Origin of the sequence: Rhizobium grahamii CCGE 502, from assembly GCF_000298315.2 — a bacterium.
Taxonomy (GTDB): Bacteria; Pseudomonadota; Alphaproteobacteria; order Rhizobiales; family Rhizobiaceae; genus Rhizobium; species Rhizobium grahamii.
The window spans coordinates 1-25,382 of the sequence record NZ_AEYE02000035.1 but is presented as its reverse complement, the minus strand read 5'-3'; the positions used below and the strand labels follow the sequence as shown (position 1 = coordinate 25,382).

At 59.9% G+C, this 25,382-nt stretch carries 12 protein-coding genes and 1 pseudogene; 4 read left to right on the top strand and 9 right to left on the bottom strand.

The annotated features are described in order from the left end of the window. Window positions 1-88: 88 nt before the first annotated feature. The 3 genes from RGCCGE502_RS27565 to RGCCGE502_RS27555 form a co-directional block, all read right to left on the bottom strand. Complete coding sequence (locus tag RGCCGE502_RS27565; protein ID WP_016557499.1) at window positions 89-1,219, bottom strand: PilZ domain-containing protein; 1,131 nt, start codon at window positions 1,217-1,219, stop codon at window positions 89-91. Window positions 1,220-1,234: 15 nt separating this feature from the next. Then, window positions 1,235-2,884 (bottom strand): glycosyltransferase, encoded by a 1,650-nt coding sequence (locus tag RGCCGE502_RS27560; protein ID WP_019280311.1) that lies wholly within the window; start codon window positions 2,882-2,884, stop codon window positions 1,235-1,237. A 109-nt stretch (window positions 2,885-2,993) separates the two neighbouring features. Beyond that, complete coding sequence (locus tag RGCCGE502_RS27555; protein WP_016557497.1) at window positions 2,994-4,385, bottom strand: nucleotide sugar dehydrogenase; 1,392 nt, start codon at window positions 4,383-4,385, stop codon at window positions 2,994-2,996. 625 nt (window positions 4,386-5,010) lie between these two features. Here RGCCGE502_RS27555 and RGCCGE502_RS27550 point away from each other — a divergent pair. Continuing rightward, window positions 5,011-5,331: a sunset domain-containing protein gene (locus RGCCGE502_RS27550; protein ID WP_016557496.1), complete on the top strand. Its 321-nt coding sequence runs from the start codon at window positions 5,011-5,013 to the stop codon at window positions 5,329-5,331. A 359-nt stretch (window positions 5,332-5,690) separates the two neighbouring features. On the opposite strand, the gene RGCCGE502_RS27545 is transcribed toward RGCCGE502_RS27550, so the two are convergent. The 6 genes from RGCCGE502_RS27545 to RGCCGE502_RS27520 form a co-directional block, all read right to left on the bottom strand. Continuing rightward, window positions 5,691-6,512 carry a carbohydrate ABC transporter permease gene (locus RGCCGE502_RS27545; RefSeq protein WP_016557495.1) on the bottom strand — a complete coding sequence of 274 codons (822 nt, stop codon included), beginning with the start codon at window positions 6,510-6,512 and terminating at the stop codon, window positions 5,691-5,693. A 2-nt stretch (window positions 6,513-6,514) separates the two neighbouring features. Continuing rightward, window positions 6,515-7,381, bottom strand: a complete 867-nt coding sequence (locus RGCCGE502_RS27540) for a carbohydrate ABC transporter permease (RefSeq protein WP_016557494.1) — start codon at window positions 7,379-7,381, stop codon at window positions 6,515-6,517. A 53-nt stretch (window positions 7,382-7,434) separates the two neighbouring features. Continuing rightward, window positions 7,435-8,766 carry an extracellular solute-binding protein gene (locus RGCCGE502_RS27535; protein ID WP_040675798.1) on the bottom strand — a complete coding sequence of 444 codons (1,332 nt, stop codon included), beginning with the start codon at window positions 8,764-8,766 and terminating at the stop codon, window positions 7,435-7,437. A 60-nt stretch (window positions 8,767-8,826) separates the two neighbouring features. Further along, window positions 8,827-10,389 carry a putative N-acetylmannosamine-6-phosphate 2-epimerase gene (locus RGCCGE502_RS27530; protein ID WP_040675797.1) on the bottom strand — a complete coding sequence of 521 codons (1,563 nt, stop codon included), beginning with the start codon at window positions 10,387-10,389 and terminating at the stop codon, window positions 8,827-8,829. A 68-nt stretch (window positions 10,390-10,457) separates the two neighbouring features. Then, window positions 10,458-11,207, bottom strand: coding sequence for a GntR family transcriptional regulator (locus RGCCGE502_RS27525; protein WP_016557491.1), 750 nt, complete (start codon window positions 11,205-11,207; stop codon window positions 10,458-10,460). Between the two features lie 122 nt (window positions 11,208-11,329). Further along, window positions 11,330-12,739, bottom strand: coding sequence for a sensor histidine kinase (locus RGCCGE502_RS27520; protein ID WP_016557490.1), 1,410 nt, complete (start codon window positions 12,737-12,739; stop codon window positions 11,330-11,332). A gap of 385 nt (window positions 12,740-13,124) precedes the next feature. Here RGCCGE502_RS27520 and RGCCGE502_RS27515 point away from each other — a divergent pair, with 385 nt between their 5' ends. The 3 genes and pseudogenes from RGCCGE502_RS27515 to RGCCGE502_RS27505 form a co-directional block, all read left to right on the top strand. Then, window positions 13,125-22,712 carry a peroxidase family protein gene (locus RGCCGE502_RS27515; RefSeq protein ID WP_016557489.1) on the top strand — a complete coding sequence of 3,196 codons (9,588 nt, stop codon included), beginning with the start codon at window positions 13,125-13,127 and terminating at the stop codon, window positions 22,710-22,712. Between the two features lie 122 nt (window positions 22,713-22,834). Then, window positions 22,835-24,580 carry a type I secretion system permease/ATPase gene (locus RGCCGE502_RS27510; protein WP_016557488.1) on the top strand — a complete coding sequence of 582 codons (1,746 nt, stop codon included), beginning with the start codon at window positions 22,835-22,837 and terminating at the stop codon, window positions 24,578-24,580. A gap of 90 nt (window positions 24,581-24,670) precedes the next feature. After that, window positions 24,671-25,382, top strand: a pseudogene (locus RGCCGE502_RS27505) (calcium-binding protein); the annotation flags it as partial.

Below are 25,382 nucleotides of genomic sequence, written 5' to 3'. Positions count from 1 at the left end.
TTGCAGGTCATACGCATGGACTCCGTCAGTTTCCTCGTCATTGCAGACTGTCGAGCTCGTTTGACGCGACGTGCTGTTGCTCAGAAGCTCACCCCTTCGTTTGCGCAGGCGGCGCGCTCCCGGTATCGATCGTCCCGACCGCCTCACTCACCGCTTCGGCAAGCGGCAGGCCCGTCCACGGCAATTGCACGAAGCGTACGGTCACGGGCGTTCCGACGAACGAAGACAGATCTGCATTGCCGACGTCGATGTTGATCGGAATGCGGTTGCCGGATTCAAGGTCGGTGGTTGTAAGTTTCGGCAAATCTCGGATCGATGCATCAGGGATTCGTGGTCCATGGGGAAGATCGACGAGCACCCGGGCGCCCCTGAAGAGACGCTGCGCCTGGGTGTAGTCGACCATCGCCACGATATGAGGTTTCGCATTCGCCATGCGCAGGGAAAGGAGCCGCTGCCCGGCCCGCACCTGGCTGTCCAGTTCCACCTGGACGTCCTGGACAATGCAGTCACAGCGGGCAAGCACGCTGATACTTTTGTTGTTCGCCGTTGGCAGTATCGTGGCAACCGGATCGCCTGCCTTGACAGCCCCTTGGGTAACAACGTTGGTGACGACTCCGTCGGACGGCGCGATCACGGCAGCTGAATCGATCGTCACGAGCGACTCGTCGGCGCGGAATGTCCAAAGCTTTTGATAGAGCGCACCCCACAGGAACAGGACGACCGCCAGACAGAGAGCTGCCAGCAACCCAATGCGGAGCGACCGTTTCGCGAGGGCCGTGTAGCGATGGCGTCCCGACTGTCGCTGAGGTTCTGGTTCCTTCTTCCGGCTGTGGTGGTCGATGGATCGGCTCGACAGATCGAGGAGGTCGTCGAGAGTGACAACCTCGCCCGTCAGATGGGCATCCCTGACATACCGGAGAAATCGGAGTTGGTCTTCCGTCAGGGACATGTACTGGAATCCGGTTCGTCCCTTGACCGGATCGCAATAGCGAATCTGCGCGTTAACCCTCAAGGTGAAGACAAAGCCGTCGAACGGGAATTCCAGGTCGACCGGAAATGTCGTGAACTCTGGTAACACGGTTTTGCCGGTCGCGACGCCTATGCCACCGACCGACCAGTCGAGGCAATCATAGCGATAGCCCTCGATGACGCATTTCAAGGGAAGCTTAAAACGTGGATGCTGGCGTTGTACATCGGCTTCAAATTTAACGACGTTCATATCCGCTTCCTCAATCTATCTGTCCAGGCCGTAGGCCATTGCAAATATGGATGCGTCCGGGACAGCAATCTGGCCGAGGACGAGAGCGACGATGGTGATGAATACCGTGACTGCGGTGGCCTGCACGAAAGCGGACGAAAATTCGCCAAGGCGGCCTGCGAAACGGGAGCGACCATCTGCAAGCGTTGTCTTCTGACGGGTCCACCGCTGCTTGTTCAGATGGAAGAAGATGTAGGTCTTGATGATCGATCCGTAGATCTGGTTGAAATAGATGAAAAAGGGGTAGAGGGCAGACGCCCTCGGCCTGGAATTGAACAGCATCAGCGTCAATATGTAGCGAGTGACCAGGACCCAGAGAATGTAGATTAGGAACGCGAATGGCGTTTCGAACAGGCCGACAAGAAACACCATCGCCAGTCCGGCAAGGGAGGTCCACATCGAAACGCGCTGATCAAAGATTGTCCACCATGTGAAGTAGCCGACTTTGCGCGGTCCGAGCGCTAATGCCCGAGAATTCGTCCGCAGCATGTTGCCGAACCAGCGCGCCATCAATTGCGTCGCAGCCGGGAAAAACAGTTTCGACGGAGGTTCCTCGACGGTTGCGACAACGACGTCAGGAACGTAAAGCATCTGGTAGCCGTTGCGCAGGAGCCAGAACCAGCTCGACTTGTCATCACCGGTCAGGAATTTCAGTCGTCCGAAGCGCCAGTGGTCGACGTAGTCAGACTCGACCTGCCTTACGAAGTCGGGGTTGCAGATGATCGACGCCCGGAACATAGACATGCGCCCGGTTAGCGTGAGCACCTTGCGTGACAGCCCGTTCGACGACATGAGAATGTGGCGCTGGGCAAAACGCAGGCTGTACCAGATATGAAACTTCGCCTTGCCGTGGACGCGGGAAACCTCGTCGGTCGTCAGCGCTCCAACACGGCTATTTGCCCGGAAAAAGCCGAGGCATTTGCTGACAAGGTCGGGTGGCACGATCGAATCGCCGTCGATGACTGCGACAATGTCGTTTTCTCCGGGGTCTTGTCGCGATATTGCCCGGAAGGCATAGGCCAGCGCGTCGCGTTTGCCGCTGCCGGCAATGCGGGTGATAATCAGCGACACCTTCGTGTCATTGCTACAGATCAGCCGATGAAGCAGTTTGACCAACCGCTGGTCGCCGAGTTCGACGATGGAGGCCACAACGGTGACCTCACAGGGCGCCCCCTTTGCAGCCTCGAATGCCGCGCGATAGACGGCGGCGGTCGTATCCCCATCGATGCGGTAGCTGGTGACGAGCAGAAAGGCATGCTGGTTCGTCGCCCGGCCATCATTGTCCAGCATGCAGTCATCGGCGACCTTGCGCATTTTGGGAAACACGAGCGAGCGATAGATGTTCGACCGCACGAAATGCGTCAGTCCCCAGCCATAGCGCCAAAGCGCAAGCAAGCCGAGGCCGAACAGGGCTCCCGAGTGGGCGCTTGCAAGACTGTCGATCGGGGTAATGCAGGCGATGCAGACGACGAGGACAATATAGGCGAGATGGGCTTCGAGCGTCTCGCTCCAGGCGACGAAGCGCGAGGCGGAACGGGCCTCGCGCGTGTATGACTTCGCGCCAAGCAGACGATCCACTGGCGTCGCTACTGGTCCTTCGTGATCGGCGTCTCGTATCCCCGCCATTGGCATCTGCCTTATTGATTATGACCTGATAGATATCGGTAAGCCCGACGCGTTCCCCTTCAGAACCCGGACGGTGCGCCGGCCACCTGCCGCGGCCGGCGCGGAACAATCACCAGCACAAGCCGTGGTAGGTGATGTTCCCGTTCTCGGGCCGTTCGATGCGGGCGAGGTCAATGACGGTAACAGGCATGCCGGCGGCTTCGAGCGCATCCTTCAAGCCGGGATACTTGTTGCCGACGACGATGACCTCGGAGGACGCAATGACCTCGTCCATGCCGTCGCGCAGAAGGACGGCGATGTGCTTGAGGAAGTTGCGGCCCTGGCTGGCATCCCTGGCAACGTTTGGATCGTAGATCGTCACCTCCTTGCCCTTGCCAAGGAAGCCCTCGACCAACGCGAGGAGCGGGCTTTCCCTGAGATCGTCGGTGTCAGCCTTGAAGGTCACGCCGATGAACCCGATTTTTTCATGTGGTGCCGCATCAACGAGCGAACGTGCGTGATCGATCTGAACGTTGTTGGCAAGCCTGGCCGCGTCCAGAAGCGGTGTCGGGACGTTCATCGATCGGCCGAGCGCCGTCAATGCCCTGAGATCCTTGGGAAGGCAGGAGCCGCCAAAGGCAAATCCCGGTTTCATGTAGGCACGGGAAATGTTCAGGCGGGTGTCCGAGCAGAGCACGTCCATCACCACATGGCTATCGATATCCTTGGCCTTGCAGATATTGCCGATCTCGTTGGAGAAGCTGATTTTCACAGCATGCCAGCAGTTGTTGGCATACTTGACGATTTCAGCGCTCCGCATCGGGATGACGTGTGGTGTTACGCCGATGCTGCCGACAAGTTCCCTGAGGACATCAATCGAACGCGTATCGTCCGCATACTGTCCAAACACGATGGCGCCGGGCTTGTAGTAATCGGCAATCGCCGTGCTTTCACGAAGAAATTCCGGATAGTAGGCAACACCAAAATCACGTCCAGCGACCTTGCCGGAAGCCCTCTCCAGTGTCGGGATGACGATTTCTTCCATCGTCCCGGGAAGGATGGTCGACCGCATGACGACGATGTGGAAGTCGTTCTTGTGCCGAAGCGCCTTGCCGATATCCTCGCAAACCTGGCGCACATGATTGGTATCCAGGGTTCCGTCGGGAAGGCTTGGCGTGCCGACACAGCAAAACGAGATATCCGTGTCGTTGATGGCGTCGGCTGCCGATTGTGTGGCATTTAACAGATCGCCGGCGTGGGCGTTCTGAAGCAGCTCGTCCAGACCTGGCTCTACGATCGGGGCCTGACCATCGGCGAGGTGCTCAACCTTGAAGGGGTCGGGATCAACCGCCACTACGGGGAATCCGTCATTGCAAAGGCATGCGGAAGATACACAACCAACATAGCCGGCACCAAAGACACTGACCCGATGGGTGCGCGTCTCGGTGCCCGGATAATACGTGTCAAGAAGGGCAACTTTTTGCTTCGAAGCATGGTGAATGGAATGAAGATCAAGTTCCATGGGCGGCCTCTGTCTGCGCGTGTTAAACTTTCCGATGAATGGCTTCTACGGAACGAATTCTTGCAGTTTAAGGAAACCCCACCCGGACGTATTATTGATCGTCCTTGGTATCGCGGCGATTACATGCTAGGCGCAAATAACTCCGTATGCAACTAATAAAAACAAACGGGCTATAATATAAAGCTTCAGGTACAAATCCTATACTGGATTAAATCAGGAAAATCAGGCAATTACGCGCGAGTATGCGCCACCTTTCAATAGAAATATAAAGTCTAACATTCAAGCATCGGTGCGAGATTTGGCTACCTCAAATGTATATTGGAAATCTTGACGCGAATAGTCAGTTCTGGTGAATTATACTGCAAGTGCAGAGTAGCGCCGATGTCCGCAGTCCTTTGCTGCAGCCCGCAACATGTAAGTCCCGCGACGCGGCATAACCGCCTTTGCGTCTCTCGCTTGAACTGCGCAAATATGGCCAAGCCAAGCACAGCGTGCAAAACCCCCGCACAGAGCGCTTTGCAATTCTGCTGTCGGCGCAAATCTTTTCATCTCGCATTTAAGAGAACTCGTATACGCGGCGCTAACGGCGTCGTGCTACAACCCTGAGAGGTTATAGGGGTGATGCATGAAGTTTGCAGCAGTTGTGGGGTTATGTTCGGCAGCGGCCTTTCTGGGAGCCGGCGGTTATACGGTTCTACCGGACGCCGTGACTTCCCCGTTCGCTGCGCCGTCACAGCCGATGATCATCGAAAACGGTGTGATCATTCAACGCGGCACGGCCTGCAACATCAAGGGCAACGTCAGCATCAATTCGGGCGAACGCATCTATCACGTTCCAGGCCAACACTACTACGAGGCAACGAAGATATCGCCTCAATACGGGGAGCGCTGGTTCTGCTCCGAACAAGAAGCGCGCGCCGCGGGATGGCGCAAGGCCGGGTATTAGACGCGCGGAGCTGGAGGCGATAGGGGTTCTTCAGTTCAACCGGAGCCAAGGACGCACGGCGCGTTGTAGCAAAGGATCCGTGCTGCGGAGCCGCTTAACGACATTTTGGAGGTCTACTACCCCACTCACCGCCGCGGCGACCGCGGAGCGTTTGAGTGTGTGCCTTTGTTCCAGGAGATTGAGAGACCTTGCGGACTTCGTTCCCATAGATCAGCCGCATTCGTTTGCACGCGCCATTCACGCCATAGAGAAGCTTGGCAGCTCAGGCGAGCCGTTTTTTTGCACGACATCGCCGCTCTGCGAACGGAACGTTTGATGCGCTGCAAGACCTTGGTCACGAGCCGCCGGTGCAGGAACGGTTATCCCTTGATGGCGCCGGCGGTCATCGAACCCGAGATCTGCCGGTACATGAGAAGGCCGAGCGCGGCCGGTGGTAGCGCGCCAAGCATCATCACGGCCGAAGCCGTTCCCCACCGGACGCCACCGCCGCTGGCCGCGAAGAAAAACGAGGCGCCGACTGTCATCGGAACGGCACGACTGGTTGTCAGCATCAGGCCGAACAGGAATTCGTTCCAGGCGGTGATGAAGCCAAAAATGAAAGTGGTCACCAGCGCCGGCCGGACGACCGGCCGGATGATCATGAGCATGACCTGAAGGGAGCTCGCACCATCGACTTTCGCAGCCTCGTCGAGCTCGAGCGGGACGTCGGAAATCGCATTGACCATGATGATGAGTGCGAGCGGCGTGTTGACGATCGTCAGGATAAGCCCAAGTCCGAGCTGGGTATCGAGAAGCCCAAGCCATTGATACATCATGTAAAGCGGGATTGCGAAGATGATCAGCGGTACGGCCCGCAGGTTGATGATGACAGGCAGCAGCGTTCGTTTGCCTGCCTCGCTCCGGGCGATGGCGTAGGCGGCCGGAAATGCCAGGACGATGGCAAGGCTCGTGCCGATCAGGGAAGCGATCGTGCTGTTGAGAAGATAGGAATAGATATTGAAACGATCCGTCTGTGTCAGGACGCCAAGGTAGTTCTCGAGTGTCGGTTGGCTGACCAGGAGGCCGGCATTCATTGACAGTTCCCGCGCGCTTTTGAGCGAGGTCACGAACGTGACAATCACCGGAAAGTTCATGACAAAAGCGGCTAGCAAAAAAACGATCCAGCGAACGGCGTTGAGCATCGCTATGTCCTCCTACGGCCGGCAAGCCAGTTCAGCCCGTGCAGCACGGCGAGTGATGCGATGAACAGCACGACCGACGCTGCGACTGCCTTTCCGATCGCTCCTTGCTTGAAAAATGCCTGGTAGATGTAGATCGACAGCGATGTCGTCGAACCGCCCGCGCCGCTTCCGGTCAGGGCATAGACGTTGTCGAACACGCGAAAGCCATCGATGAAGCGGATGAAGAAGGCGATGACGAGTGTTGGCGCCATCAGCGGAAGCTCGATCCACCAAAGGATCTTGTACCATGGTGCTCCGTCGAGCGCGGCAGCCTCTCGGACATCCAGGGGGATAGCACCGTAGGCCATGTAGAAAAGCAAGAAGGCGAACGGCGTCCATTGCAGCGTCTCGACGACAACAAGGGTACGGAAGGCGTTGGTGACATCGAGGAAAGCCGGGCTGTCCCCGAACCACAGGAACAGATAGTAGGGCACCGGTCCCGCGAACTCGTGCAGGACGAGACGGTACATCAGGCCGACCATCGCCGGAGCAACCATCAGCGGCAGCATCAATGGCGCCATCAGGAAGGATCGCCTGGCAAGAAGCGGCGCAAGGAAGATTGCGAGGAACAGCCCCATCAGGCATTCGAGGAGCGCGGTCAGAGTGCCGAACCGCATGGAAAAGGAGACGGCCTGCCAGAATTCCCGGTCAGCAAGCACCGACGTGTAATTGCCGAGACCGGTCAGGCTTGGACTGCGCAGATTTTCGAAACTGACCGTGGAGACTGAATAGATCAGGTTGACGAGAGAAGGAAAGCCGAGAAAGAGAAGCAGGAACGCCACAAGCGGCGTGAGGTAGGCCCTGCCCTCGGCATGTTTTACAATAGCCATCATGATCCGCCGGGAGTGGAGGCGCCAGCCGAAGGACTGACGCCTTTCTCGTTCTATTTCTTCAAGAGATCCTGCATGCCCGCCTTTGCATGGGCGAGCGCATCGTCAAGCCCCTGCTGACCGGCCCAGTAGCCGGTGAATTCCTTCGCCTGGAGTTCGTAGACCGACAGCGCGTTGGCGGAGGTGGCGCCATTCATCACGTAGCCGTACTTGCTGGCAAATTCGCCGAGCTTGACGAGGTCGGGACGTTCCTTGGCGACCTTGGCGACGACGTCGGGGGAAAGTGCCGGGGAACCTCCGCTCTTGGCATAGAGCAATGCCGCATCTTCGCTCGCCAGCCACTTCAGGAATTTGACCGCTCCTTCCTTGTTCTTGGCATTCTTGTTGAGGCCAAGGCCAAGACCATGAATGTGGTCAGCGCGTCCGTTGGGGCCGGCTGGAGGGGCGACGATGCCGGTCACATTAGCGACAGCCGGGGTTTTTTCGGCGTTGGTCAGGTCGGCTGCCGCAGCGTTCCACTGCAGCGCGGTCGCAGCCTGGCCCGAGCCGAAGGCGGCGTTGGTTTCGGCGTATTCGTAGCTCAGCGAGTCCTTTGGCGAGGCGCCGGCATCGTAGAGCTTCTTGTAGAGCTCTAGACCCGTCCTGTAGGCGTCCGAGTCCACGGTAATTTTGCCGTCCTTGTCCATCCAGTCACCGCCGTAGGATCGTGGAAGGGATTGAAAGACCATCATGTTGAACAGCAGGTTCTTCATCTGCAGGACGGTGCCGTAGCGCACGGGGCTTGCGGAATTCGCCTGCTTGCTGAAATAGAGGGACGTTGCCGCCCAGTCATCCCAGGTCCAGCTGTCGGGATCCTTCGGCTGAAGCTCCTTTCCAAGGACTTTCTTTGCAATGTCCCCGTAGGTCTTCTTTGCCGCATCATCCTTCAACAGGGCATCTATCAGGTCTTTGCGGTAGTACATGAAATGCAGGGAAAGATCGGTCGGAACACCATACTGCTTGCCGTCGAACTGCATTGTCTTGAGGACGGACTCACCGAAGACCTTCGCGGCGTCAGGACCGAGGTCCACGGGTTCCATGTAGGACGCGTAGCGACCGATCGAGTAGGTGGCGACGAGATTGACGTTGAATGCGCTGGAGCCGGCCGCCATGTCGGCCTGCAGCTTGTCGAAGAAGCCGTCCCGGTTGAAGAACAGAAGCTCGACCTTATCGGTATCGCTGATGCCGGCCTGGCCATTGTAGGCTTCGACCGTGGCTCGAAGCGCGGTTTCCTCCGAACCGCCCGGCCAGCCAAGCACCGTTACGGTGGCGTTGGCTATTTCGGGCACAGCGACCCCCGCAAGGAGTGTTGCCGCAAGCGCAATTGACCTGCTTTTGAATGTCATCATCGTTCCCTTTCTTTGTTTGGTTTTAAGTCGCTATTTCGCCGCCGCAGTCCTGCTCCCTCAAGCGGTTGCCTTTTCAGCCCTGCCCTCCCCAGCCCTGCTCTCTCCAGCAAGGTCCGCAGCGCCAATGATGCCCGCATGCCGGCCGAGCCTTGCCGCCACCAGACGGGGTGCGAGCCTCGGCGACAATTCCTTGAAGTGGCTGCGCATCAGGTCGAGATAACCTTCCGCAAGGCCGATGCCGCCGCCGATGACGATCACGTCGGGATCGAGCATCAGCTGAATATCCCTGCAGAGGGTCGCAGCGCGCAGGGCGGAGCGGGAAACGATCTCGGCCGCCCAGCCTTCGCCGTTTCGCGCGCGGTCGAACACGCCAACGGCGTCGATCTGGTGGCCGTTCTGCGCGGCTTCGCTGGCGATCCACCTGCCCGAGGTCTGGTCCTCGAAGGGCGACTGTCCCTCAGATTGAGAGCGGATCAGCCCGAAATGTCCGGCGAGGCCAAGCAGCGGCTTGCCGTCGATGACGACCCCGCCGCCAATCCCGGTCGAGATTGTCAGAAAGACAAGACGGCTGACGCCCGTCCCGGCCCCGAACCTGTACTCGCCCCAGGCAGCGGCCTGCGCATCGTTAATGGCAAACGCCGGCTTGCCAAATAGCGTCTCGACGCAGTCGACCAGACGATAGCGGTCAGGAATGGGAAGCGTCGCCGGGTTGAGGGCTGACCAGGTACCAGCCTCGGTCACGCCGGTGACGGCGATGCCGATGCGTTGGTATCGGTCGGCCCAGCCGGATGTGGTTTCAAAAATCGTCGAGATCCAAGCATCTGGCCCGGCGCCGCGTTCGGTCGCAACGACGACCTCCTCGACAACATTGTCCCCACAGACGAGGGCCGCCATTGTCTTCGTGCCGCCTATGTCGATCGAAAGGACAGCGTCGTGCCCCGTTTCAGGGTGCGACTGGTATGCGTTTCCGATCGCTTCCCTGAACCAGCCGGTCACATGCTCGGTTCGGGTGATCGCGGAGCCGACGACCACGGCAAATGCTCCGGCCTTTGCTGCCGATACTGCCTGATCAGGAAAGCGGATGCGTCCCTCGGCAATGACAAACGGCGTGAGTTGACGCATGGCGGCAATCAGCTCGATATCAGGTTCGACCGGTTCCTGTCCGCCAACGTAGCCTGAAAGCGTGGTGCCGACAAAATCGACGCCGGCAGCAAGGGCGCGCCTTGCATCCTCGAGCGAGGAGCAGTCCGCCATTGTAAGCTTGCCCTTCGCCTTTATCGCGTGGACCAGCTCTTTCACGGACGCCGGACGGGCGCGATCGGTGGCGTCAAAAGCGACGATATCGGCACCGGCGTCGGCCAGCGCCTCAGCATCGGATACGAAGGGCGTGATGCGCACCGGACTGTCTGAAAGATCCCGTTTGACGATCCCGACAATCGGGGCAGTCACGGCGGCTCGCACGGCTTTGACGTAGTCAACCGACTCGATCCGCAATGCACGGGCGCCGGCATCAAGGGCCGCCTTCGCGAAGCCCGTTACGAAATCGGCGTGATCCATCGGCCCGTCCGGAACCGGTTGGCAGGATACGATGAGGCTATTCCTGATGTCTTCCCTTAGCACCCGCGACACTCCATTTCGGCATCACGATAGATGGAAAATACCAGAATACAACCAGTTTGTAACTGGTCTTATCTCTGCAGTTCGAATACGAAGTCATAGACCTCGCCCTTGTATCGGGTTTCACAATATTCGACGATCTGTTCGTCGGGCAGGAAGCAGCGTCTTTCGGTCACGAGCAGCGGTGCGCCGGGCTCGCAATTGAGATGCAAGGCGTCCTCGCTGGAGGCTGCTCTTGATCGCATCCGCTGGATGGCCCGTTGTGGCATGAAGCTGCGCGCGGCCAGCGCCTCGTACAGCGAGTCGCGAACAAGATCAGGCGATGGAATGAAGCGCGTCGGTACAGTCGAACTTTCGACTGCAATCGGTAAACCGTCTGCGGTGCGAACGCGTCTCATACGGAGGACCGTTGCGCTTGCAGAAATACCAAGCGCCATCATTTCGCCCGGCGATGGCCGGCTTATCTGTTTGGAAAGCCAGATACATCCGGGTTCCATGCCGCGCGCTCGAATATCCTCAGAGAAGCTTGTCAGCGTCGAAAGCGACTTTTCGACACGTGAGCCAACCTCTGTCCTGAACCCATGGCGCCGGTTGAGAAGTCCTTCCTCCTCCAGCAGTGACAGCGCCTTCCGGACCGTCACGCGCGATAGCGACAGGCTCTCCGCCAGCGCCCGCTCGCCCGGGAGAAGCCCCCCGGGCTTCACAGCGTTGGAGCGAATGGCAGCCTCAATCGCCGACTTGAGCCGTTTGTACAGTGGCACATCGGGCGCGGTCAGGGCGAGCTCCTTACTGACACGTTCGATCAAGCTTAAATCCGACATGGCGCTCCTTCCGGCGGATCGATTGCCAAAGACCCTGGAAATCAATCTCTGGAGCTATACTGGTATTATCGTATTCGTGCAATTGCCGAAGAGCAGCCTCGATCCCTGGACCTCATGTTAGGTCACTCCAGCGGCAGCAGTACGATGACGAGCGTGCCGTTGCTGCGGCGGATCGTACGGATTTTTCCCCCGAAGGCGCGGATGCGGCGCTTCTGCATCAGCTTTCCGAGGCGGATCCGCTGCGAGGCCAGGGTTGGTGATTTCGGTGGGCTGCCGATATCGGCGATGGCGATCACGATGCGATTTCGCCGCATGCCATAGCGCAGCTGCTGGATGTTGCCGGGTGCATGCCGATGAGCATTCATCAAGGCTTCCTGAATAAAGCGATAGACGCAGATGTTCAAATGTCCGCGGCTGGGATTGACATCGAGTTGGCCCTTCACCGCTACACGATTGCCGGTCAGGTCCGTGTGACGGCGAACGGCAAGCAGAATGGTCTCGTTGAGCGAAAGGTTGTCGAGCTCCGGCAGGACGAGGCCGGAGGATATGTTGCGAATGTCCTCCAGCACGGCTGTCACGAATTGCTGCAGCTTGCCCATGCTTTCGGCAGGGACGGTCAGGGTGTCGCTTCCCGTGGTCGATGGCCTCATGTCACTTAATCTGAGCTTGACGAGTGTCAGCACCTGTATCGGGCCATCGTGAAGGTCGCTGCCGATCTGGTCGAGAATCTTTTCGTTGAGCTTTCCAGCCTCCCGTCTTGCGCGCTCGGCCTCAAGCCGCAGGCGCCGGTTCTGGTTCGACAGTTCCAGCGCGTGCCTGAGGCTCGCGCGCAGCGCCGTGTGCTGGTCGTCAATCGTGCGGCTGCCGCTGCGAACGATCATAAAAAGAAGCGCGAGCATCGGAACGGTAACCAGGAGCACGATCATCAGCGTCGACCGCCACGCGCCCTTGATTTCCGCAAGCAGGTAGTTCGGCCGTTCGTAAAACTCTCCGACGAGGATCGTTTTGCCAGAGGCGTCACGCACCAACGGTGCATAGACCTCGATGTATTCGGACCTTCGCTCGTCTCCGGAGTAGGTGTGCTTTGCGATCATGGTGCGCGAAACGACGACTTCGCCATTCATCGCCCGCTTTAACTCGTCAAAAACCTGCTCCTTGTCCACCTTCTGCCCCGCCGTCGAATAGAACAGGCTGCCATCGGGGTTCCAGATCTTGATTTCGCGCACGTGCTGGCCAAGCGGGCTGTCGCCGAGGAGCTGGTCGAGTTTGGCTTTTACTTCCGGGGACAGGGTTTTCGTACGGACCTCTTCTTGAGAAATAAGCGGCTCGACGAAGGTCTGGAGATAGGCCGCTCCGACGCTGCCTGCGCCCTGCATGATCGCTCGCTCGATGCTTTTCGTGGTCCAAAGCCCGAGGAGGAACATCAGCGCAAGTACGACCAGCGAAGCGACGAGAATGAATTTCACCTCGAGGCGTGCCTTGCGCACCCGATCTGTGATCCATCGCCATGTGGCGACCATGCTCGTGGGCATTACCCGTTTCGTCTCGCTCTCAGTTAACGTCATGCTCCCCCCGAACCTCGACGCCGATGATTATATTAATGTTTGCGAATATTTTCCCCGCTGGCAACACACTTTCGGTTATTCCAACAGACGATCAGTCAAAGCGACGTGCGGTGACCCTGGGTCCGCCGATTACTGTCCCGTGGGACAGTTCTTCCTGACCTAAGGCATGGTCGAGAATTACGACCTTCGTTGTTTGTGTCCAAATACTATAGTCCTGATATTTGCTCGACCTTGTTCTCTGACGGCTTCAATACGCGAAATCTATAAATATAAAATAAGAAATACCACAAAGTCGGCCGGCTATACATGCTGTCGGACGGGTGAGGGAATTTGTTTTCTAGGGGAGAGGGAAATGACCGCGTTTACACTGAACCTGCAGGACATGATGTTCATTCTTCGTCAGATCAAGATTGCCGAGGCGCACGCTGACGGGACGGCTCTGACCGAAATCTATGTAGATGCCGAGGGCAATGTCGTACCTGCGGGAACACCGGGCGCCATGCTCGCGATTCCAGATCCCCATGTTCCAGCCGGTCTCAGGACGGTCGATGGGACCTACAACAATGTGGTGCCGGGCCGGGAGACCTGGGGTGCGGCGGACGAGGAGATGCCGAGGCTGCTCGACGGCAGTTTCGTCAACGATGCCGATGGCGACACCATGCCACTCGGCCCTCCAGGATCGCCGGTTGTCACCAATAACGACTATGGCGTTGTCGGTGTGCCGAGCGGCCTCAACGGAGGACATACGGGAAACGTCGCTGACGCCGATCCTCGCATCATTTCCAATCTCGTCGTTGACATGAGCATCAACAATCCAGCGGCGATTTTTGCAGCGTTGACGTACGCAGGTTCAGAAGATCCGCAAGGAGATCTCGAGCGGCTGCTTGCTGCACGGGTCACCCAGGCTGAGGCGAATGCCGCGCTTCTAGCTGCTCAGACGGCCGTGGCAAATGCGGAAACGGCGGTCAATGCGGCGGTCGCGGCTTATGTCCCGGGAGACCCGGTGGCCCTGGACGCGATCCAGACTGCGGCTGAAGCGCTCACAGCGGCCGAAGAAACACTCGCTCATGCGACAGCTGTTGCTGCCAATCCGATGGCGGCTTTCATTGCCTTCGCCGAAGAGCTCGGTCTCACAGTCAATGATCAAGGCACGCTCGTTATTCCAAACATTGCGCCTGACGAAGGCCTATCTGCTCCGTTCAATGCCTGGATGACATTCTTCGGACAGTTTTTTGACCACGGCCTCGATCTCATCTCGAAAGGCAACAACGGCACCGTCTTCATTCCGCTGCAACCCGACGATCCGCTGTACGTCCCGGGCGGGAGTGCAAACTTCATGGTATTGACACGCGCGGCACCCACGGCGGACGGGTCGCAAACCAATACGACAACATCCTTCGTCGACCAGAACCAGACCTACACGTCACACGCCTCCCATCAGGTCTTCCTGCGTGAATACGTCATGAGGCCCAACGAAGCGCTGGTCGATATGCCAGTGGCCACAGGAAAGCTGCTGGATGGTTCGGCAAACGGACTTCCAACCTGGAGGGACATCAAGGATCAGGCGCGTGAGCTGCTCGGCATCGAGCTGACCGATCGTGACATCATCAATCTTCCGCTGCTGCGCACCGACGCTTACGGCGAGTTCATTCGCGGCGACAATGGTTTACCCTTGATCGTACTCGGATTGGGAGCCGACGGCGTTCCCAATACTGAAGACGATATCGTTGTGGAGGGCAATCGCGCCACCCCTGTGAATACGTTCAGTGTCGGTGCCGTTCGCACCGGCCACGCCTTCCTTGATGATATCGCTCACCAGGCGAACCCCTTCGATAGCCAGACCGGGCAGTTCAAAGCTGCGGATGGGGATAGCGGTATCGGCACACCGCCGCCGGTCCTCGATGGCTTTGATGCGGTCGACCTCAGTGATGGCGCCGCCGGCGTCAATGTCGATCCGCTGCTCGGCAATTGGACCACCACGGCTCCCCTCGGCTGGGAGATCACAGGAGGGTTCGGCGGGGTCTACGACCCGACAACCTCTGTTAGCGCGGAAACGGGACACGGGGGCGGCAATGTCGTTTTCCTCGATACCGGGGCCGTTCTGGCGCACGATACTGGTGTTCTTCTGCAGGCTGGCCGGACCTATTCATTGACGCTCAATGTCGGTGACCGGACCGACCAGACATTCGGTGGAGGTACGGTTCAACTCGTTACCGCGAATGGAATCATCCTCTCGACCCTGGCGCTGCCGACGCCTGCAGAGGGCGGCTGGCTGCCGGTGACATTGAGTTCAGGTGCTGTTCCGGCCGGCGCTGCTGGTCAGGAACTTAAAATTGTCGTCACCCATGGTGGGACCGGGCAAGTCCTCATCGACGATGTCAGGCTCACGTCGAACGTCGCGCAATACGACAACGAGCTTCTTGATCGTCACTTCATCACGGGTGATGGCCGCGGCAACGAGAACATCGGACTGACCGCTGTCCACCACATCTTCCACTCGGAACACAATCGCCAGATCGACTCTCAGAAACTCACTATTCTGAAGAGTGGCGACCTTGATTTTATCAACGAATGGCTGGTCGGCGAGGACTTGACCGGTCTGCCTGTCGATTTTGCCACCATGACGGCGCTTCAGCAACTCACCTTTGCCGATACGCTCGATTGGGACGGCGAACGTCTGTTCCAGGGCGCGCGGTTTGCCACCGAGATGCAGTATCAGCATCTGGTCTTCGAGGAGTTCGCCCGCAAGATTCAGCCGGCGATTGACCCGTTTGTCTTCAACAACATCACCGACATCAATCCCTCGATCTTCTCGGAGTTCGCCAACACCGTCTACCGCTTTGGTCACTCGATGCTGACGGAGAACATGCCACGCGTTTTCATCGACGCGAATGGTGCGGTGACAAGCACCGACAACATGGGACTGATCACGGCATTCCTCAATCCTGTCGCCTTCAACAATGATGGCGCAGTGACAGCTGATCAGGCCGCCGGCGCAATCGTTCGTGGCATGACGGTCGAACGTGGCAATGAAATCGACGAATTTATTACGGGCGCGCTGCGAAACAGCTTGCTCGGCCTACCGCTCGATCTTGCATCCATCAACATCGCCAGAGGTCGAGATACAGGCATCCCGACATTGAACGACGCGCGCACGCAGCTCTATGCGGCAACCGGCTCGAGCTTCCTCACGCCTTATGACAGCTGGACTGATTTCGCGGCCAATCTGAAGAATCCGATATCGGTCGTGAACTTCATCGCAGCCTACGGAACCCACGCCTCGATCACCGCGCAAGCGACGGTGGCAGGCAAGCGGGATGCCGCCTGGGCATTGGTATTTGGCGACGAAAGCCTGACGGGCGCCGCAGCTGACGCCTTCAATGCGGACAGGTTGGGCTTCCTCAATAGCACTGGCACATGGACGGCTGCCAACAGCGGACTTAATGCGATTGACCTTTGGATCGGCGGACTTGCCGAAAAGAAGATGCCGTTCGGTGGCTTTCTCGGTTCGACATTCAATGCGATCTTTGAAGCTCAGCTTGAGAATCTGCAGGATGGCGATCGGCTCTACTATCTGACCCGCACACAGGGGCAGAACTTCCTGAATATGCTGGAGCAGAACTCGTTCGCCAAGATGATCATGGCGAACACCGACATTGCCCAGCCCGGGCCGGACGGCATTCGGGGTACTGCTGACGACATCGTCAACCGTCATATGGGCGTGGATTCGTTCGGCAACTATGATTTCGTCCTCGAAGTCAACGCGGCCAACCAGGCCGACTACAACGGTGCTGCGGAAGGTGTTGATCCGCTTGGTACAGACGCCGCACTTGAAGCCATGGGCCTCGGCAAGGTAGCGCGCGACGACCCCGGTACACCAGGCGTGGACGCGAACTATCTCCGCTTCACCGGCGGCGAGCACATTGTTGCTGGTGGCACAGACGGCAACGATACGATCATCACGGATTTCGGGGATGACGGGATCTGGGGCGATGCCGGAGATGATCGGATCGAATCTGGCGCAGGCGTCGATCTGGTCAACGGCGGTGCGGGGGATGACATCCTTACCGACAGCGGCGACAGCGGCGACTTCATCAAGGGTGACGAAGGCAACGACGTTATTGCCAACTCCAACGGTATCGACATCCTGATGGGTGGTATCGGCAAGGACGCAATCTTTGTCGGTGTCGATGACACGGAGGTTTTCGGCGGTGAAGGCGATGACTTCATCGTCGGCGGCGAAGGTGTCGATCTGCTCATGGGCAATGAAGGGGATGACTGGATCGAAGGCGGTGGCGGCTTCGACACAACGGCCGGCGACAATTCGGAGCTGTTCTTTAACAGCGTCATCAAGGGCCATGACGTGATGTTCGCCGGCAATGAGGAGAACGATTTCGACGGCGAGTCGGGTGACGACATCATGGTGCAGGGCGAAAGCGTCATGCGCAATGAAGGCATGTTCGGTTTCGACTGGGCAATCTTCAAGGGCGTTGCACGCGACGCCCACGCCGACATGAACATTCCGATCTTCACTACCGAGCAGGAGGACATTCTTCGCAATCGGTTCGACAAGGTCGAAGCTCTCTCGGGATGGAATCACAATGACACCCTCATTGGTGATGAGCGCACATTTGGCGAAATTGCACCCGGAGACACGGTCGCCACGACAGAGAATATCTTCTTCAATGATGGTCTCGATGCCGAGGGGCTGGCTCGCATCGCCGGGCTCTCTGAGATCGTAGATATTGACCCCACCACGGGCTTTTATGAGAGCGGCAACATCCTGCTTGGGGGCGGTGGCCACGACCTGCTGCAGGGCAACGGCGGCGACGACATTATCGACGGTGACCGGTGGCTCAACGTGCGGATCCGCATAACAACCGGATCGACGAATTCCGCTGAAGATCAGATCGCTACTGTCGACAGTCTCCGGCACGTGTTCACCGCAGCCGAAGCTCCCGCACCGTCATGGATTGGCAAGTCTCTTTTCCAGCTTCTGGTCGGCCGCACTGTCAGACCGGATCAAATGCACATTGTGCGCGAAGTCCTCACGGCCGACGGTGACGGTGATATCGACACGGCTGTCTTCCGCGGCAGTCGCAGCGAATACGAGATCGAAGGCATTGATTTTGACGATGACGGCGACCAACAGACGATCGTTCGGCACCTGGTCAATGCTGTTGTCGGTGGCGTTGCCGTCAACGATGGCGTCGACAAGGTCAGCAATATCGAGCGCCTGCAATTCGCCGATCAGACGGTGGAGCTCGTCGAGGTTGACGACGAAGCACCGGTAGGCAATCCGCTAATCGAAGGGGTTGCCCAGATCGGTCAGCTGCTCAAGGTGCAGATGGCGCCCGACGGCTCGCTGGCGGGTGTAACGGATTCGGATAATCCGAATGGCGGCAAGATCTTCCCGCCGCTGATCATCGAATGGCAGATCGAAACGGATCCTGGCATCTTCGTCGATACCGGCTTCCGTGGTCCATCTTTCACGCCCGCAAATGACGGTGAATTCGAAGTCGGCGCGGACGTCCGCGTTCGCGCCATCGTCCGCTATACCGATGCCAACGGCATTCCCTACTCTGTCGCTTCAATACCGACAGATCCGCTTGTTCCAGCGACGAACCTTGTAGCGACGGAGGGCGATGACGTTCTGGTCGGAACGCCTGGCGCTGACACGATCGACGGCCTCGGCGGCAACGACATCATCTTCGGACTGGCTGGAGACGACGACCTAAGTGGTGGGGCCGGTGACGACGAAATATTTGGCGGGCTCGGTGATGATACCCTGGCAGGTGGTGACGGCAACGACATTCTCGATGGCGGAGAAGGCGATGATACCGCTGTCTTTGCCGGCAATCGCGCCGACTTCACGTTCGAGATCAACGCCGAAGGCCAGTTGGAGGTCGTTGGCACGAATGAGGAGGATGCCGTCATCAGCATCGAGAACTTTCAGTTCAACGATGGTACTGTGACGCTTGCCGAGGTGGAAGCGGGCCTGCCGGACACCATCCCAACGGACGGCGCCGACACTATCATCGGAACCGAAGGTGCCGACTCCATCGATGCGCTTGGCGGCAATGACACGATCAACGCGCTCGGTGGCGACGATGACCTCGTCGGGGGTCTGGGAGATGACGTGATCAATGCCGGTGCAGGCGACGATACGGTTGCCTGGGAGGTCGGGGATGGTCGCGACATCATTGACGGCGGAGCCGGCGTGGATCGTTTGCGTATTCGGGGCGACAACAACGACGAGACGTTTCTTATCGAGGACGTAGCCGACTATCTGGCAAGGACCGGTCTTCCGGCAACCTCGCTCCAGGCGACGACCGAAATCGTCATCTCTCGCAGGGTCGGTGCCGGGCCGGCAATCGTGGTGGCGGAGTTGGACGGAATCGACGAGATCGATATCAACGGCGGCGGCGGCAACGACACCTTTGTCGTTTCGGGCGATTTCGTGGGTACGGATCTCGATCCAAGCACGATCACTATCGACGGCACCAGCAGCGATGACACCGTCGACATCACCGGCCTCGACTCGCAGCATCGCATCGTCTTCCGCTCCAACGGCGGTGACGACACCATCGTCGGCACGCTTCGCCCGCAGGATGTTGTCGAACTTGCCCCCGGATCGGCGATTTCGGGCTATACGCTTAGCGACAATGCCAACGGAACTCGGACGCTTGCAAACGGCACGCATTCAATCACGTTCACCGGTGTCGTTCCGCCGCAGTTCGCCTCTGCGGACGACGACACGAATTCGGGTCCTTTCGGATATACCGCAGCCGACCTCGCCGGCCTCAAGAACCTGGTGAACGGTCTTCCCGCCTTCGAAGACGACGACGACACGGACGGGTTCGGCGGCGTACGCAGCCTGTCTGGCCACGGCAACAATGAACAGCACTCCGACTGGGGTGCCGCCGACGAGCCGTTCATCCGGATCACCAATGCGCACTTTGGCGAGTACGAAGCGGCGACCGGCAACAACCAGATCAACCCGATCTTCGAAGGGCTCGATCCACGCAGCATCAGCAACGTGCTCGGGTCCCAGGAAGCCAACCTTGCAAAGAACGCCTCCAACGCCAACATCTTCTTCATGGCGTTCGGCCAGTATTTCGACCATGGCCTCGACTTCCTGCCGAAGGGTGGCAACGGATCGATCCAGATCGGTGCGCCTGGCAATGGTGCACCTGGTTCCGGCAATCCCGCGGATCTGACGCGCGGCACCGTCTACGACATCGACAACAATGGCGTGACGCAGCATCTCAACAAGACCTCGCCCTTCGTCGACCAGAACCAGGCGTACGGCTCGCATGAACTGGTTGGTCAGTTCCTCCGCGAAAGCGATGGGAACCAGGGCTTCGGTTCGCACCTGCTGCAGGGTGCGGTGGATCCGTCCAACACGGAGTTCCGGCTGTTGCCGACGCTGCGTGAACTGATCATCCATCACTGGCAGGCCAACACGATCTTTGATGGTGCGGGGTTACCAGGCGGACAGATGAGTTTCCGCGATTATTTCGCCGGCCTGGTCGATGCTACCGGTCACATAAATGAAGCGATGCTGCCGCAGATGACGTCGAACTTCATGGGCAGTGGACATGCGCTGCTGCTCGACGCCAACCCCTTCATCAGCCAGCTCGATCACTATGTCGTCGGCGATGGACGCGGGAACGAGAACTTTGCGCTGACCTCGATGCACACGATTTGGGCCCGCAATCACAACTTTCATGTGAACCTTCTGGAGCAGTCCGGCTTCCAGGGAACGGCCGAGGAGCTTTTCCAGGCGGCCAAGATGGTGAACGAGGCCGAGTATCAGCGCGTTGTGTTCGGCGAGTTCGCTGACATGCTGATCGGGGGCATCAGGGGCGATGGCGATCATGGCTTTGAGGAATACAACCCCAATGCCACGGCCGCGATCTCGCATGAGTTCGCCGCAGCGGTCTATCGCGTCGGCCATTCGCTGATCGGCCAGACGATGACGGTGATCGGGCCGGATGGCGAGCCGAGGCAGGTGGCGCTCTATGACGCCTTCCTCAATCCGAGCAACGATCCGGGCGTCTTCAAGGGTCCGTTGCCTCCGGGCTACGTGCCACAACCCGGATACGAGCAGCTCGGGGTCAATTCGATCCTTGGCGGTATCGTCACCCAAAATGCGGAGGAAGTGGACTTCAACATCGTCGATGCGGTGCGCAACGATCTCGTCCGCATCAACGCTGACCTGTTCTCCTTCAACGTCGCCCGCGCCTGGGATGTCGGGCTCGGTACCTTGAACCAGGTGCGCATAGATCTGGCCGCATCGACCGATCCCTATGTCAAGGAAGCGCTTGGTTACGCCGGAAACCTCTCGGCCTATACCTCCTGGGAAGACTTCCAGGCGCGCAACGGCTTGTCGGAGGCAGTCATGAACCAGTTCCGCCAGGCCTATCCGGACCTCGTGCTGCAGTCTGGCGACATCGCGAGCTTCCAGGCGATCAACCCTGATATTCAGGTTGCGATCCAGGCCAATGGCACCGGCATAGTCAAGGGTATCGACCGTGTCGACCTCTGGGTTGGTGGCCTTGCCGAGAAGCACATTAATGGAGGCATGGTCGGTCAGACCTTCTGGGTCGTGCTGCAAGAGCAGTTCGACCGGCTGCAGGAAGCCGACCGGTTCTACTACCTCAACCGCTTTGACAATTTTGACTTCTACGAGAACTTCATCGACGGCCAGGAGTTTGCCGACATCGTGGCCCGCAATACCGGCCTGACGGGTCTCTCCGAAACTATCTTTGAAACCGAGCCGCTTGAAGAGGACGATGACGATCATGGTGGCGGCGATGATGATGATGATGATGATGATGATGACAACAGCGGCCCTGGAGGTAACGACGACGACAACGATGACGATGACTCCTCATCGGGTGGTGACGATGACGACGATGACGATGATGATGATGACGACACGTCTTCGGGCGGTGATGACGACGACGATGATGACACCTCGTCTGGCGGGGACGATGACGACGACGGCAGCATGCCGCTTCCGGTCGCAGCGCGGACGTTGATCGGGACTGTTGCCGGGGATGTTCTGCTTGGTGCGGCTGGTGCCGATACGATCCTTGGCGGTGGTGGTGGGGATATCGTTGCCGGCGATGCGGGCTCCGACATCCTGCGCGGCGAGGACGGCGACGACGTGGTGACGGCCGGTGACGGCAACGACAGCGTCACCGGCGGGGCCGGCGACGACGAGCTGCACGGCGGGTCCGGCGACGACATGCTGTTCGGCAATGCCGGCAAGGACATGATCCATGGCGAAGCGGGCAACGACTTCATCGAGGGCGGTGCCGGCGAGGATCAGGTCTGGGCTGGTGACGGCGACGACACGGTGATCGCCTCTGCCGGTGACGGCGACGACCAGTACTGGGGCGGCGACGGCACCGACACGCTGGACTATGCGGTGGCGACGGCGAACCTGACGGTCGACCTCGGCAACGGCTTCATGCAGCGCGGCCAGGTGTCGGGCGGCACGTCGGGAGGCACGACCGGGACGGATGTGGTCTACGGCTTCGAGAACGTCATCACCGGTTCCGGCCATGACACGATCACGGCAACGGCCGCGGTCAACGTCATGGACGGCGGGCTCGGCAACGACACCTTCCGCTTCCTGTCGGCAGGCGCCGCCAATGGCGACACGATCCACGGCTTCCAGCCCGGCGACAAGATCGACTTTGCGGCGATCGACGCCAACAGCGGGATGGATGGGGTGCAGCACTTCACGCTGGCCTCGGGTGGTGCGCTGACGGCGGCCGGCCAGGTGGTGGTGACGCACGAGGTGCTTGATGGCAACGAGTTCACGGTGATCCACGGCAATGTCGACAGCAACACCGATGCCGACTTCGTGCTGATGCTGAAGGGCAACTACAACCTGACGGCCAGCGACTTCAACGGCGTCTCCTAGAGGGGACGAGCGCGCCTCCCCGACCGGGGCAATCCCGGTCGGGGACTTTCTGTTCAATGCGCCGGGTCCGGGCGACGGGTTGATGCCCTGATGGTCCGCGGTGCTGATGTGGGGGGTATGCGATGACGAAGAAGAAGAGCGAGCCACAATACAGGATCCCCGGATTGCGCGGCATCCTTGCCTATCTGTTCGGGCTGTCGGGGATCATCAACATCCTGGCGCTGACGGGCGCCTTCTACATGCTGCAGATCTACGACCGGGCGCTGACCAGCGGCTCGATCTCGACGCTGGTGGCGCTGTCGATCCTGGCGATCAGCCTGTACCTGTTCCAGGGGATGTTCGACATCATCCGCTCGCAGATCCTGATCAGGCTCGGCGCCCGGCTGGATGCCGAGCTTGCGCCGATCGCCCACAAGGTGGTGATCGAGATGCCGCGCTACGGCTATTCGACGTCTGAGGCGATGGAGCGCGGCCGCGACGTCGACACGCTGCGCGGCTTCCTGTCGAGCCAGGGCCCGGTGGCGCTGTTCGACCTGCCGTGGATGCCGGTCTATCTGGTGTTCGTCTGGCTGCTGCATCCGATGCTGGGATTGCTGACGGTCGGCGGTGCCGTGGTGCTGACGGTGCTGACGGTTGTTGCCGAGGTGCTGACGCGGCGGCACTCGCAGTCGATGATCAAGGCCTCGGTGGCGCGCAACTCGGTTGCCGATTCGAACGCCCGCAACAGCGACATCATGCATGCGATGGGGATCACCGGGCGGGCCGTCGATCGCTTCGAGAAGGCCAACCGCCGCCACCTCGACTGTCAGACGAAGACGTCCGACGTCGGCGGCACGCTGTCGGGGCTGTCGAAGGTGCTGCGCATGATGCTGCAGTCGGCGATCCTCGGGCTTGGCGCCTATCTGACGATCCGCGGCGAGCTGTCGTCGGGCTCGATCATCGCCTCGTCGATCGTCACGGCGCGGGCACTTGCGCCGGTCGACCTGGCGATCGGCCAGTGGAAGGGCGTGGTCGGGGCGCGCCGCAGCCACCAGCGGCTGAACGAGACGCTGGCGGTGCTGAACGACAAGAGCGGCTATGTCGAGCTGCCGGCGCCGCATGAGAGCCTAACGGTCGACAACATCACGACGGTGGCGCCGACCAGCGGCGCGGTGCTTTTGAGCGAAGTCAGCTTCACGCTGAAGGCCGGCCAGGCGCTCGGCCTGATCGGTCCGTCAGGCGGCGGCAAGACGACGCTGGCGCGCTCGATCCTCGGCATCTGGCCGGTGCTGCGCGGCTCGGTTCGGGTCGACGGCGCCGATCTCAGCCAGTGGAACGAGGCCTTCTTCGGCGAGCATGTCGGCTACCTGCCGCAGGACGTGGCGCTGATGGAGGGGACGATTGCCGAGAACATCTCGCGCTTTGCCGAGGTGCCGGATGCGCGCAAGATCATCCGGGCGGCGAAGGCCGCCGACATCCACGAGCTGGTCGTGCACCTGCGCGACGGCTACCAGACCGAGCTCGGTCCGCACGGCACGGCGCTGTCGGCCGGGCAGCGCCAGCGCATCGGGCTGGCGCGGGCGCTTTACGGCGATCCCTTCCTGGTGGTGCTCGACGAGCCGAACTCCAACCTCGACGCCGAGGGCGAGGAGGCGCTGACCAGGGCGATCGCCAAGGTGCGCGAGCGCGGCGGCATCGTCATCATCGTCGCCCATCGCCCGAGTGCGCTTTCCGCCGTCGACATGGTCGGGCTGGTGCAGAACGGCCGGCTTGCCGCCTTCGGGCCGAAGGACGAGATCATCCAGCCCACCGCCAAGCGTCCGCTGGTCGTCGGCAAGACGCCGCCGGCCGCCGACCGCGACCGGATCGCCAATGCCGCCGCCGAATAGCGGCCAGACCCAAAGAGGAATGGCCTGAACAGGGCCGGGCCCAAAGAGGGCCAAGCCTAAAAAAGGATAGAGCAAGGATTGGAGAGCGTCATGGAGGAGAAACTGATCCTCGGACTGCCCGACGACGGCCAGGCGGCCGTTGCGCCTGCCAACCGGTTCCGGCTTGCCGCCGACAAGGGCGCCGACCGGCGGATCTACTCGCTGCCTTTGCTGTTCGGGGTGCTCGGCGCGGTGCTTGGCAGCGGCAAGGACAAGCCCGAGCCGGCGCATGAGCAGAAGGCGGCCGGCCCGGCGCCGGTGGAGCCGCCCGGTCCCGAGGCCACCAATCTGGCGGCGATCGACGATGTCGCCGCCTTCCTGCGCGACATGACCGATGAGCTGATGGCGAGCACCTCGGGCGTCATCCGCAAGCGCCATGTCGCCTCGGTGCGGCTGAGCTTCGAGGACCTGCCGCTGCCGCGCAATCCGAACCTTGCCGACACGGTGATACGGGCCTTCAACGCCAACGACAATGACGGCCGCATCGGCATCAACGGCGAGAGCTTCCACTTCCCCAATCCTGGTCGGGCCCGCCACGGTGGCGGCGGCCATGGTGGAGGTCGTGGCCGCGGTCCCGGCGACACCGGCGGCCGCGACGGCGACGGTCATGACGGGGGGCCACTGCCGGGCGGCCCTGGCCAGCATGGCGGCAATGGCGGCGATGGCGGCGACGACGACGATGACGAGACCCGCGCCAACCGGCTGCCGGCGTCGCTCGGCCGCAACGTTCTGGCCAATGGCCTGGTCAACCTGTCGATGCTGA